General features: G+C 43.1%; 13 protein-coding genes and 1 pseudogene. 10 read left to right on the plus strand and 4 right to left on the minus strand.

The features are described 5' to 3' along the window. The coding region (locus F6K57_RS19465) for a DUF92 domain-containing protein (RefSeq protein ID WP_293070026.1) at positions 1 to 307 on the minus strand (307 nt) is incomplete at its 3' end. A gap of 477 nt (positions 308 to 784) precedes the next feature. Here F6K57_RS19465 and F6K57_RS19470 point away from each other — a divergent pair. The 5 genes from F6K57_RS19470 (at position 785) to F6K57_RS19490 (ending at position 4,857) form a co-directional block, all read left to right on the plus strand. After that, a complete protein-coding gene (locus F6K57_RS19470; RefSeq protein WP_293070028.1) occupies positions 785 to 991 on the plus strand; it encodes a hypothetical protein in 207 nt (68 codons plus the stop codon). Then, positions 945 to 1,376 (plus strand): VOC family protein, encoded by a 432-nt coding sequence (locus F6K57_RS19475; RefSeq protein ID WP_293018997.1) that lies wholly within the window; start codon positions 945 to 947, stop codon positions 1,374 to 1,376. The genes F6K57_RS19470 and F6K57_RS19475 overlap by 47 nt, the downstream gene beginning before the upstream one ends. 181 nt (positions 1,377 to 1,557) lie before the next feature. Next, positions 1,558 to 1,716, plus strand: a complete 159-nt coding sequence (locus F6K57_RS19480) for a hypothetical protein (protein ID WP_293070030.1) — start codon at positions 1,558 to 1,560, stop codon at positions 1,714 to 1,716. Positions 1,717 to 2,213: 497 nt separating this feature from the next. Continuing rightward, positions 2,214 to 3,503, plus strand: a complete 1,290-nt coding sequence (locus tag F6K57_RS19485) for a glucose-1-phosphate adenylyltransferase (protein ID WP_293019000.1) — start codon at positions 2,214 to 2,216, stop codon at positions 3,501 to 3,503. Positions 3,504 to 3,831: 328 nt separating this feature from the next. Beyond that, positions 3,832 to 4,857, plus strand: coding sequence for a DnaJ C-terminal domain-containing protein (locus F6K57_RS19490; RefSeq protein WP_293070032.1), 1,026 nt, complete (start codon positions 3,832 to 3,834; stop codon positions 4,855 to 4,857). 103 nt (positions 4,858 to 4,960) lie between these two features. Here F6K57_RS19490 and F6K57_RS19495 read toward each other — a convergent pair whose 3' ends face one another. Further along, on the minus strand, positions 4,961 to 5,506 hold the full coding sequence (locus F6K57_RS19495; RefSeq protein WP_293030349.1) for a redoxin domain-containing protein: 546 nt from the start codon (positions 5,504 to 5,506) through the stop codon (positions 4,961 to 4,963). Between the two features lie 899 nt (positions 5,507 to 6,405). Here F6K57_RS19495 and F6K57_RS19500 point away from each other — a divergent pair. Next, on the plus strand, positions 6,406 to 6,750 hold the full coding sequence (locus tag F6K57_RS19500; protein WP_293070034.1) for an AAA-like domain-containing protein: 345 nt from the start codon (positions 6,406 to 6,408) through the stop codon (positions 6,748 to 6,750). A gap of 137 nt (positions 6,751 to 6,887) precedes the next feature. Here F6K57_RS19500 and F6K57_RS19505 read toward each other — a convergent pair. Then, positions 6,888 to 7,902: pseudogene (locus tag F6K57_RS19505) on the minus strand (transposase). A 206-nt stretch (positions 7,903 to 8,108) separates the two neighbouring features. Here F6K57_RS19505 and tmk point away from each other — a divergent pair. The 4 genes from tmk (at position 8,109) to F6K57_RS19525 (ending at position 11,841) form a co-directional block, all read left to right on the plus strand. Beyond that, positions 8,109 to 8,795: a dTMP kinase gene (tmk, locus tag F6K57_RS19510; protein ID WP_293070036.1), complete on the plus strand. Its 687-nt coding sequence runs from the start codon at positions 8,109 to 8,111 to the stop codon at positions 8,793 to 8,795. Further along, a complete protein-coding gene (gene holB, locus F6K57_RS19515) occupies positions 8,765 to 9,733 on the plus strand; it encodes a DNA polymerase III subunit delta' (RefSeq protein ID WP_293070038.1) in 969 nt (322 codons plus the stop codon). The genes tmk and holB overlap by 31 nt, the downstream gene beginning before the upstream one ends. A gap of 467 nt (positions 9,734 to 10,200) precedes the next feature. Beyond that, positions 10,201 to 10,803, plus strand: coding sequence for a peroxiredoxin (locus F6K57_RS19520; RefSeq protein WP_293070040.1), 603 nt, complete (start codon positions 10,201 to 10,203; stop codon positions 10,801 to 10,803). Between the two features lie 273 nt (positions 10,804 to 11,076). Further along, positions 11,077 to 11,841 (plus strand): hypothetical protein, encoded by a 765-nt coding sequence (locus F6K57_RS19525; RefSeq protein WP_293025039.1) that lies wholly within the window; start codon positions 11,077 to 11,079, stop codon positions 11,839 to 11,841. Positions 11,842 to 11,948: 107 nt separating this feature from the next. Here the strand turns inward: F6K57_RS19525 and F6K57_RS19530 are convergent, their stop codons facing one another. Then, on the minus strand, positions 11,949 to 13,064 hold the full coding sequence (locus F6K57_RS19530) for a geranylgeranyl reductase family protein (RefSeq protein ID WP_293025037.1): 1,116 nt from the start codon (positions 13,062 to 13,064) through the stop codon (positions 11,949 to 11,951). Positions 13,065 to 13,118 lie beyond the last annotated feature (54 nt).

Genomic DNA, 13,118 nt, shown 5'->3' on the forward strand with positions numbered 1-13,118 from the left:
CAGTAAGTGCTGAACCCCAAACATTCTCTGGTCCCCTAGCACCGGAACGCTTTTCCGCAATTCCTGCCGCTTCCTTTTGCGCCATACCAATGCGGGTGACACCAGACCCTACCAAAAAGTAAAATCCAACTACTGTGTAACCTGGCCAACTCAGAGTACCCCAAATCAGTACCCCTAATATCCAAGCGTGGACGATCCCAGCAGGGGTGAGTAACTTTTTGGGAGCAATCCATACCATGGCTAGGAAAACTGTGTTCACTCCAACAGCAACTAGCCAAGGATTTAAAGAAAGAATATCATCAAGCATAGCAAAATAGTTATATTGGTAATTGGTAATTGATAATTGCTCTAGCAGTTATCAATTGGGTGAGGTACAAATTACTGGGTTTTAGGGAGTAGGGAGTAGGGAGTAGGGTTATCGGGCGAGGGTATGGGGAGAATGCTAAAAAATCCTGTGTACCTCATCAGTATGAGAATTGCTAGAAGTGGTAATTAGTAATTGGTAATTGGTAATTGTGATTGCTTCTGAGCCATTACCCCACTACTCATTGCCTATTCCCCATTATCCAAAAAACCAACAACAAAGCACACTACTGAAGCAATCGGATACCAGATTAGTTCAGATTCTTGAATAAAGTTGAATTTATTCAAAACCTTGGCCAAAAGGCCACGCGTGCGCGTTCAACCTACCCTACAAGAGATCCCTGGGCAAGAACAACCTTAAACATTCAACCTTCAAAACCTTGGCCAAAAGGCCACGCGTGCGCGTTCAACCTTCAAAACCTTGGCCAAAAGGCCACGCGTGCGCGTTCAACCTTCAAAACCTTGGCCAAAAGGCCACGCGTGCGCGTTCAACCTTCAAACTTTAAAACCTTGGCCAAAAGGCCACGCGTGCGCGTTCAACTGTCAAAACCTTCAACAGTTTTCCCTTCAAACCAAAACTTATGAAACCAGTGCTATTTCATCTCGCATTTCCCGTTACCGACATTGAGCAAACTAAAGTTTACTACGGTGATGGACTTGGCTGCGAAATCGGTAGAGAATCTCGCCATGCGGTGATTCTGAATTTATACGGTCATCAACTCGTGGCTCACCTAACCAAAGAACCCCTGACACCTCAGCGGGGTATTTATCCTCGACATTTCGGGTTAGTTTTTACATCCCTGGCTGATTGGGAAGCCTTACTTTCCCGTACTCAACAAAAAGAATTACCCTTCTACGAGCAACCCAAGACTCGCTTTCCCGGTCAACTTACAGAGCATCGCACCTTTTTCCTCCAAGATCCATTTTATAACTTAATGGAGTTTAAGTTCTACTCTGATGGTTCAGCAATTTTTGGTGGACGTGAGTTGGCAGAAATTGGCGATCGCGTTTAATCCAAATCCTTTTCAGCAATTCTAAAACAGGGAAAAAACCCAAGAAGGGTTGATTAACAGGAAGGTTGATAAAAGTAGAAAAAACCCCTTACTCAGTAAGGGGTTTTTTCTGCTAAGCTCACTGGAACTACTGATACCAAGTCCCTATAACTTCCACAGGCATAAACTGTGCTTTGGATCTGTGACGGTGCGGGTTATAGATGATGGCACTCCTGAAGGTGTTCACCCCGGCACCATCACTCACACTGTTACAGCCACAGATGACGAAACCAACTATCCCGAAGATACTGAACTTACTCCTGTCACCCTTGAAATTACCGATAATGACCCAGGGTCATAACTTGAGCTGATTGAGAATCACAACTAGCCCCCCAAAACAGCGGGGGGAGAAGAGTAACGTTTGCTATAGTGATTCAAAATGTTTAGTTAGTTATCTATAGCAATAGCTAGTACCAATTGCTAATTAGGGATAGCTGCATCAGAATTGGCTTCGGGTTTGGGTCTATAGGAATTGGCTAAAGGGATTCCGGACACCCACTGGTATAGGTATCCATCTGAGTTATCCATCCTCTGGCAATACAAATGCCCGACCGGGTTTCAATTTGTCTTAAAACCTTTCCCCAATTAATTTGACCCAGCGATTTTATTCTCTTCCCCTTGACCTACTACTGTTCACCGGGAAAGTACCGAACTTACTGTGGCGCTAACTAGGGATTTTACATAGACTTCTCGAAAACTTTGCATTTATAATAAAGTACTGGCTTAGCCCCCTTGAAAACTGCCCCAAACCGATCAGAGACTGGAGTTGTTCAGGCATGAGCCTTTCAGAGGTGTTTTGTGAAAAAAGTTTTAGGAATCATTCTCGGCGGTGGTGCAGGAAGCCGCTTATATCCACTAACCAAGCCCCGGGCTAAACCAGCGGTGTCATTGGCAGGCAAATACCGGTTGATCGATATTCCTGTCAGTAACTGCATTAATTCTGAGATTTACAAAATCTATGTCCTAACCCAATTTAACTCAGCATCTCTCAATCGCCACATTACCCGTGCCTATAATTTCTCTGGCTTGACAGAAGGGTTTGTTGAAATTTTACCAGCCCAAAAAACTGCCGAAAACCCAAGCTGGTTTCAGGGAACAGCAGATGCGGTTCGTCAGTATCTCTGGTTATTTGATGGCTGGGATGTTGATGAATACCTAATTCTATCCGGAGACCACCTCTACCGGATGGACTATCGGTTATTTCTCCAACGTCACCGGGACACTAGAGCGGATATTACTCTGTCGGTTGTGCCTATTGATGAGACACGGGCATCTAGCTTTGGCTTGATGCAAATTGATGATCGGGGCAAGGTGATTGACTTTCGCGAGAAACCCACAGGGGAATTGCTCAAACAAATGCAAGTGGATACTACTGTGCTTGGGCTTACACCAGAACAAGCCAGAAATAGTCCTTATATTGCTTCTATGGGGATTTATGTCTTTAGTAAAGCAGTGATGAAAGAACTCCTCGAAGCTAATTCTGAGCACACAGACTTTGGTAACGAAGTTATCCCAGCCTCGATGCAAAAGTATAACATTCAAGCTTATTTATTTAATGATTATTGGCAAGATATCGGCACTATTGAGGCATTCTACAATGCTAACTTATCCCTGACTCGTCAACCTAAGCCATCCTTTAGCTTTTATCAGGAAGATGCTCCGATTTACACCAGGGCTCGTTATCTACCGCCCTCAAAGCTTTTAGACTGTCGGGTAACAGAGTCAATCATTGGGGAAGGGTGTATTCTCAAAGACTGCCGCATTAATAACTCGGTATTGGGATTGCGATCGCGAGTGGAAGCTGGAACAGTTATCGAGGACTCTTTAATTATGGGGGCTGACTACTATCAATCTTTAACAGAACGTCTATCAGCCCAAGAACAAGGCCAAGTGACTTTAGGGATTGGTAAGGATACTGTTATTCGTCGTGCAATTATCGATAAAAATGCTTGTATCGGTAACAATGTCAAAATATTCAACAAGGATCGTGTAGAAGAAGCCAACTGCGAAAGCGAGGGATTTTATATTCGTAATGGCATTGTTGTAGTGCTCAAAAATGCCGTAATTCCCCATGGAGCCGTGATTTAGTCCTATGGGGTGGAAACGGTAAGTTCATCTACATCAAAATTAGGCGCTAGGCAAACTTACCCTAGGGATAGGGATTAGACATGCTTAGCCTAGGCATTAATTACTACAAGCATTAGCCTAACACCTTGCTACCGAAGACCTTGCCCTAACCCTGAAAACAGCCTTGACAGAGTATTTAACATGTACGGAAATTGCGATCGCACCAGTGAGGAAGAACCGAACTAAGTTTAGTTGAAACCTTTGTTACCCTAGCGTTGAGGTAGATAAACCATAATCCAAGGGCAATAACTTACCCGTTACGATCTTAGACGATTAGGAGAAACTCTTGATGGCTGCGACCGACTTCAAAGACTATTACTCCATCCTAGGAGTCAGCAAAACTGCTAGTGCTGATGACATTAAAAAGTCCTTTCGCCGTTTGGCCCGGAAGTACCACCCAGACCTGAATCCTGGGGACAAACAAGCCGAGGCTCGCTTTAAGGAAGTCAATGAAGCCTACGAAGTGTTATCTGACTCGGACAAACGGAAGAAATACGATCAATTTGGTCAGTACTGGAAGCAAGCGGGACAAGGATGGTCTGGTGGTAGTGGAGTCGGTGTTGATGTTGGTGGCTTTGATTTTAGCCAGTACGGCAGCTTTGACGAGTTCATTAATGAATTGTTAGGTCGCTTTAGCACTGGTGCGCCCGGTGGTGGAAGCAGAAGTAGTCATAGCTACTCCTACCGTACAAGTACTTCTAACTCTAATGGGTTTAATGATTTTGGTGGTTTTAGTGGCTATAGCAGCACCTCAGGCTTTAACAACACTACGGGAGCAAGTGCTGACCGGGAAGCAACCATTAGCCTCAGTTGGTCTGAAGCCTTTAATGGTGTCCAAAAACGTTTCAGCCTAGGTAGTGAAACTATAACTGTCAAGATTCCCCCTGGTGCCAAACCCGGTAGTCGTATTCGGGTGCGAGGCAAGGGTCAGGTCAACCCTCTGAATCAGCAAAAGGGAGATTTGTATTTGAAAGTAGAACTCAAATCTCACTCTTTCTTTGAGTTCGATGGTGAGAATCTGGTTTGCGAAGTGCCAATCACACCAGATGAAGCCGTTTTGGGTGGGTCAATCGACGTACCAACTCCAGATGGCTCTGTGAGTATGAATATTCCTGCTGGTATTCGTTCTGGTCAATCTCTGCGGTTGCGGGGTAAAGGCTGGTCTTTACCTAAGGGTGGACGTAGTGATCAGTTAGTGCGAATTACGATAGTAACTCCGAAAAACCTCACCAATCAGGAGCAGGAGTACTATGAAAAAATCCGTGAAAGTCGCCGCTTCAATCCCCGGAGTCACTTGTCCCAAGTTCGACTATGATTATATCTAGCAGTTCTCAATTGGGTGAGGGACTTACTAGGAGTGGGTTAATGGGAGTAGGGAGTAGGGAGTAGGGAGTAGGGGTAAGACCATTGACTTTACCTCATAAGAGGGTATCGATGGCATTTAACAGTGTCTCTACTTCAGCATTTGAATTGAGAAAAGAAAATAGATGTTGAAAGCGGAGTTTTCCTAGCTGATCTAAAAGAAATTGGCCAGGTAGGGGAGCACCCAGTGCTTGACCAAGGTTATAGCCGCGAAAGGTGCCACAGTTGGGGTCGCTCAGAAGTGGCATTCGTAAACTGAGATCGTTAACAACTTGTTGGCTTTGCCTGATATCTGTACTCGTAATCATTAACACCTCAACTCCTTTCTCAGTGAAACGTTGGTAGTTCTCATTGATGTTTTTGATGTGAGGGAAGCACAGGGGACAGTAATGCTTTTCTGTGAAAATTCGGGTGAATGCCAAGATGACCGGTTGTTTACCCTGATAATCGGATAATTTGGTCTGACGGTTATTGGTAATATCTGGTAGCTCAAAATCAGGTGTCCTTGCTCCGAGTTGTAGGGCGTTAGTTGCTGGTACAGGCACAAAATTGTGGAAGAAGCGCTGATTGATTAAGCCACTAAAGTTAAGGTCTGTGAGCATCAGGGGTTCAATTGTCCTAGACAGGGAATAGTTTATGGTTACTGTTATAGTTTACCTGTAGGCACCCTTAACTGTGGCTAGTTCAGGCAAAGAAGGGCGATCGCTACCCATAAACCACCAGGACTTATAGCAGTTTGCACTTAACTTAGTTACAATAACAACAATAATAAAAAAATTTTGTTATCTCTTCTTTAGTCAAAAAATTACAACAATCAACTAGAGCTTGTTCTAACTCATCTCTAGTCATGGGGACTAAAGAACGCAAATAGTTTTTCAAAATAAACAAAAATTTTTACAAAGTAAGTTTTAAAACTTCCTGGGGGGCGATAATGAAGGCTATAAAGCCTACTGGAGAAGGAAAGCAGCTCTCACACATTGGCGATAATAGTGATGTTTATGGGGATATAAAGAGATAAATTATTGCATTAACTATTCTAAAAAAACAAAAAAACAAAGCAAGTAAATTAATTATGTTTAAACAGAACGATAAAAAAATTACTATGTCGTTTGTATAATATTTGTTTTTAAGTGGTACTATTTACATAGTGAGACACCTTTATGTTTGCCGTTATGACCTAAAAAAAATGCCCAACTATAGTCTAAATTAATTTATATTGGTGCGCATTACCTAGGCGATGGAATGCGCACCGCAATAAAATAATAGAAACAAGTCGGTCATTATTGAATTTAGTATCTTCCATACTATATCCTACTCTTTTTAGATATCGGAACATTCTTTCAATAACTCTATACTTGGTGATAAGACTTGTTTTTGTTCCTCCAAGCTACTGCTGCATTTTTTTGGTAATAATTCAGGGCGTTGCATAATTTTGTTGTCAACAAATAAAAATTATTGACAATAGCCTCCGATTTTTCCGGAGGCTATTTCCTTAAACCCCTTGTCATACCTGATTTTTCCCCCTAATTGTCGCCCCTCTAGGCAGCTTGCTCTCTATCACTTGGCTTGCCAAAACCTTAGCCTAGAAAAAATTCTTGAGCAAGCACCTACTGGAGAGGGAATTTCTAGGGTTCATCTGCTGCTAAAATTAACTAGACTTAGGCAAAATCATGAGTTAGCCAGTTTCTTCAACAAGGTGATTCAAACCGATAGAGGTGTTGAGTTAGATTCAATTTTAATCAATAGATTAAAGAATCTAGGTTTGATAACCTTTGACGGGAATCACGTCATGCCAAGTTGTGATTTATATCGTCAGTATTTCTTAGCACAGCTTAATGAGAAGTAATTTATAGCCAAGCTAATTGGAACCGCTGAATGCCTGAGCTTGTTCAACCCATGGTTTAAGCTGTAGGCTATCAACATCAGGACTTACGCAACTGGCACAACTAATGGTGGGGCTAGAGCACGGCGAGAGTGTAATAACTAAACTATAGACATAGTAATGTCGGGACGTTTTAGTTGGTTAATTAAGTAATTCGAAAAGAGTCCATGCTTAATTTGATAAATTGTTTGACCACTTTTATAAGCTAAATTTTTGAGTCTGAGCCAAACTAAAATAGCACAAGCAATATGGTTTCTTTGAATACGACCCTTGCGACATTGACATGATTCAATACCAGTCAATTGTTTTAATTCTCGATGAAACTCCTCAACCTTCCATCGAACCTTACACTCTTTTTGTACAACGTCCGTAGAATTCTGAGATAAATCGTTTGTAGCGATAAAATCCGTTTTGTCGGTGGAGACACTTACCCGGAAAAGTTTCACTTTTTTGGAGCCGGGAAATTTTTTAATTTTTACTAGTTTCCCGGAGTTTAATTCTTTCTCATCCCAAACTAATGATTCAATTCTTTGATAATCTTCGGGAATTGCCAGTATCATCCACAAGTCGATTCCGTTTGAGAGGACAATAATAATATTTTCTCAAACCTTCGATATATAACATTATTTTATTTGTGGCATACCAACTGTCCATCAATACAGTTCTAAATGGCAAATCCTTAGAATAGACAAGGTTTTGGAGCATATCCAAAACATGTTCTATTTTTGTCTTACCATCCCGTTCTGGGTCATAAATACGATAGTCTACTACCCAAAACTTTTTGGTTTCGTGATTGACATATATACAATTTATTAATCCAATTCCTTGGATTATACCATGGGAATTACCACTATATTGTCGTTTACTTATCTCTATTTTTCTAGAGTATCGTTTATCAATTACTGTGTCATCAAAAACTAGATAGGCTTGCTCATTTATTTCAATTAAGTCTTTGACATTATCCCACAGTAAGCGTGGGGTCAACTTCTCATTTTTTAGATAACGGTTAATTTGATCATGGCTAATCTGCTCTAAATGTTCGGCTAAATTGGTGAGAGTATAATTGAGGTGGCTACTTAATAAGTATTGACAATAGTTAAGTTTAGTAAATTTCATCACTAACTGAATTTTTTAAAGCACCCTCCTCTAATTTTATCAGAAAAATTAAAAAACGAACGACCATTAATTACTATTACTAATCTGAAAAAGGGCTGATCACAGACGTAGCTTAATATAGTACTAAAGTACTATATTAAGCTATCCACTGTGCCAGTTGCGTAAGTCCTGAACATGTTTATGCATGAGTAGTAAAGGAGGTAGGCTTGAGCGGTAAGCTAATTGTTTTCGAGGGAGTGGAAGGTGGTGGTAAAACTACCCAACTACAGCGATGCTCAAATTGGCTTCGAGCTAGTGGCTTACAAGACTGTCTAGGTACTTTGGATCAAACCATGCCCGTTGTTGTAGTCACTAGAGAACCGGGGGGAACATTATTAGGCACTAAGGTTCGCCAACTGCTACTGGATAAAGATTCCTCACCGATTCACCCTCGGGCTGAACTTTTACTCTATGCTGCTGATCGGGCTGAACATGTTGAAGAGTTGATTAAGCCACAGTTAGTCAACGGAGCAATTATCTTATGCGATCGCTACACGGATTCGACAATTGCCTACCAGGGTTATGGGCGAGGTATTGACTTGAAATTGATCGAGGAGCTTAATCAAATTGCTACCGCTGGACTGGAAAGTGACCTCACCCTGTGGCTGGATATTGATGTCGAAATTGGTCTGGAACGGGCGCGACAGCGGGGAACCGTTGACCGCATGGAGCAAGCTGACTTAGCATTTCACCGACGAGTGCAGCAGGGATTTCAGGAGTTGTATCAACAAAATCCCCATCGGATTGTTCGGGTAGATGCTAGCTACAGTGAGGAGGAAGTCCATAATTCCATTCAGAAGATTTTGCGTGAACGGTTTAAATCATGGTTCCAGGAGCATTCGATTTTATCCTAGGGCAAGACCAAGCGATCGCATTATTGCACGGAGCAATTACAACCAACCGCATTGCCCCTGCCTACCTGTTTGCCGGTCCATCTGGGGTGGGGCGGAATCTGGTAGCACGGGCTTTTATTGAACAGTTGTTTTGTCAAGGTATCCCAGCTGATGGGCAAGTATCAATTAAAAAACGACTGATTCAGGGCAATCACCCGGATGTATTGTGGGTAGAGCCAACCTATCTCCACAATGGTATACTTGTTTCTGCTACAGAGGCTGTCCAAAAAGGAATTCAGCGTCAGGCACCCCCCCAAATTCGGTTGGAACAAATTCGGGAAATTGCTCGGTTTCTGAGTAATTCTCCTCTAGAAGCATCGCGCAAGGTGGTGGTACTAGAGCAGGCAGAAACTATGGCAGAGCCAGCAGCCAATGGTTTGCTGAAGACTCTCGAAGAACCAGGAAACGCTACATTGATAGTGATCGCACCTAACACTGAATCTTTGTTGCCGACCCTAGTGTCTCGCTGTCAGCGGATTCCATTTTATCGCCTGGGGCCCGAAACTATGACAACAGTGCTGCGGCAAACCGGTCATCAACAGATTTTACAGGAACCATCAGTACTCGCCATTGCCCAGGGAAGTCCGGGGGAAGCGATCGCTGCTTTTGAGCAACTCAAAGCCATGCCTCCAAACTTACTTACCCAACTTACCCAGTTACCCCACACATCCCGTCAAGCATTGGAACTGGCAAAGGAAATCGACAACAAGCTGGATACCCACACTCAGCTTTGGTTAGTGAAGTATTTACAACACTGCTACTGGCAATCACACACTCAACCAGACATGATTAAAAAGCTAGAGCAAGCTCGGCGATACCTGCTCAGTTATGCTCAACCGCGATTGGTTTGGGAGGTAACCCTGTTGGAATTGAGTATTCTTGAAGGATCAAGGATTTAGGATCAATTATAAAGTCGCAATTTTAAACGATGAAGTGGAAAATATCAAGGATAAAATAGGAAGGATCAAGGATAAGGTGGAAAGGATCAAGGATAAAGCTCCATCAAGTATTTTCTAATACTGGATATTTAGGTGCGCTCTTACCATTAAGAATTAAATTCGCGTGATTGTCGCACCTGAAGAAAACCCTACTAATCAAAATCGTTATGACTATGATATATTTGTAAAGGTTCGTAAATAATCAATTAGATTTGATACCATTTGTGTGGTTGGTTACAGATCATGGTCTGACCATGAAAATCGGATATTGGGTAGATAATTTTCTTATCCATGAACTCCCTCTCAAGATGTATGTATTTAGCCAGCACTTTGAGAAATAGTATGGGTAGCACGGTTTGAGGTGACCACCACTTGATCAGCAATCTGTAGCCAACTGACACCCTACACACTTTAAGGAGCATAACTATATGACTACAACAGAAGGATGTCTCCGGGTAGGCCAACTGGCTCCCGACTTCACGGCCACTGCTGTATTCGAGCAAGAGTTCAAGACAATTAAACTGTCTGACTATCGTGGTAAATACGTCGTTGTGTTTTTCTATCCCCTAGACTTCACTTTTGTTTGTCCTACCGAAATTACTGCATTTAGCGATCGCTTTGAAGAATTCAAAGAACTAGGCACCGAAGTCCTTGGCGTCTCTGTTGACAGCGAATTCTCTCACCTGGCTTGGATTCAGACTGACCGCAAGAGTGGTGGTGTAGGCGATTTAGCTTATCCTCTGGTTTCTGATATCAAAAAAGAAATCAGCACAGCTTACAACGTTCTTGACCCGGAAGCCGGTATTGCCTTGCGTGGTTTATTCATCATCGACAAGGAGGGCATAATCCAGCACGCTACTATCAATAACCTCTCCTTTGGTCGTAGCGTTGACGAAACCCTGCGTACCTTGAAAGCGATTCAATACGTTCAAGCTCATCCCGATGAAGTTTGCCCAGCAGGGTGGCAACCAGGTGACAAAACTATGAACCCTGACCCTGTTAAATCAAAAGTTTACTTTGCTGCGGTATAACCGAATCGCAAATATCTCAGCCCTCCTACCTTGAAGACGGAGCTTTAATACTGGGAAATTGATTGGGTATAATACCTCTTCAATTTCCCATTAACATTATGGGAACATTTTGACCGAAAAATTGGGGACTGTGAGGGGTGAGGTGCTATAGATACGGGGTTAGCCTTACCCCTGACATCAACTTGCTTGAGCAACGCGAAACCGACATATAGTGAGTAAGGAGGAGTGTTAATCCATTGAATCAACAAATGGCGCTGCCTGGGAGGAAGTATAATGTCAGAAGAGCAAAAACAGCAGCCAGAAGCGGCAAATGATGAACCAATTCAAACGCCGCCGACACCATCAGTGACAGATAAATCCGAAGACAGCTTGGAAACAACAAGTCCATCGCCTCAGACAACTGGCAAGGGAAAGTTATCGTCTTCTGAGCCTAAGTCTGGATTAATGAATCGCTTGCTGCCGATTCTTAGTACTCTTGGCCAGTTTTGGGATGGCACCTTAAAAAAAGTCCGCTCCTTGCTACCGGCAGCTTGGAATGAAAAACTGTCTGATTGGATGTTGACTGGTGCGATCGCAAGCGTGGTAGTAGTCATTCTATGGACAACACTAACGCTTCTACCAAAGACACCAGCACAGGTGGCACAAGTTCCTGCTGATACCATTAATTCTCCACAAAATTTGGAAGTTCCTCAGGAATCACAACTGGTGGAATCGGAACCCATACCCACACCAGAGTTAACTCCTGAACAAAGCCTGATTGTCGCAATTCAAAATCAAATTGCCGCTATTACCGCTCAGTACGGTAATGACCTGATTCAAGCAATTGAGGCGAACTTTCTCAGAAGTATGCTCTTGGTCAAGGTAAATGATGAGTGGTACCAACTCAACGATGCTCAGCAGAATACCTTAGCTCAAAGGATGCTGAGTCAGTCTCAAGAATTAGACTTTAGCAAGTTGGAAATTACTGACCTAGAGGGAAAGTTACTTGCCCGTAGTCCTGTGGTGGGGTCAAGTATGGTCATTTTTACCCGACATTAATGGTATTATCTGTTGACGGTTGAGGGTTGACAGTCAAGCGTCCACCCTCAACAACCCCAACTATTTACGTGATAAGATACCAGAAAAGATTAATTATCCTATCACCATTATCCCCCGCTTAATGGGTTCAAGCGCTTCATGGCACGATTTACTACTTCGGAGTAGCGTAATTGCCCACACAGAATGTTGAGCATGATTTGAGTAGCAACGGGTTTTTTAACGCCGACTTTGTACCCAATTCCGGGAAAGCTGTAGAACGCACCAGCGAGCTTAGCAGCCCAACTCATATCAGTTCCCCGTTCTTCCTGCATCACCTGGGTATAGTTTTCTAAGGCATCAGCTTGACCTGCCAAAGCTTGTTGAATGGCCTCAGCTGCTTTCATCCCACTAAACATGGAGGGTCGAATTCCCTCAGCAGTCATGGGATCCACCACACAAGCAGCTTCCCCAGCTAATACAGCATTTTGTGTATGGAGCTTCTCCTGACCTTCCCAGACACAGATGGCACCTTCGTGCTGTTGACAGCTACTCAGGTCTAAGCCGGATTTCTCCGCATAACCTTTGACTATCTTTTGGATGTCTTTGAGGTCACCACCCCGTAAGGAGCCAAGACCAATGGAGTAGCCTTCGGCTTTAGGAATATTCCAGATAAAGCCATTTTTGACCTGACCAAAGTCAAAATGGATCTCCTTACTATTAGTGTCCGATTTTGGCACTTCTAGGGCTAATGCTAAACGTGACTTACGTTCTTTGAATCCCAACCATTTTGCCATCGGTCCAGTAGCACCGTCAGCTGCAATCACATAGCGACCTTCCACAGTCCCATTGACAGTGTTGACCTGCCAGTGGTCTCCCTTAAACTCTACCCCTGTAACTGCTGTATTATCTCGAATTTCAGCACCTTGTTTTTGGGCTTGTTGGATGAGATAGTGATCGAAAACATCTCGTTGCACCATCCAAACCGGTTCTTGAGTGTCCAGTTTCACCTCTACTGGATCATCCATTTTCCAGGTGTAGCGTACACTCTCAGCTTTTAGAGATATGACAGGTGTAAAGTCGAAATCAAACCACTGTTGCACTTGTGGGGAAACCGCACCACTACAAGCTTTGTACCGGGGTAAGGATTCTTTTTCTAGAACCACCACAGACTTTCCAGCTTTAGCCAGGTGATAAGCAGCAGTTCCACCAGCCGGTCCCGCACCAACGATTATGCAGTCAAACATTATGTTTCTACTTTACTCCTCAAAGATTTATCGATTGAAGTTCACAGACTAACA

Source organism: Moorena sp. SIO4A5, from assembly GCF_010672005.1.
Lineage (GTDB): Bacteria > Cyanobacteriota > Cyanobacteriia > Cyanobacteriales > Coleofasciculaceae > Moorena.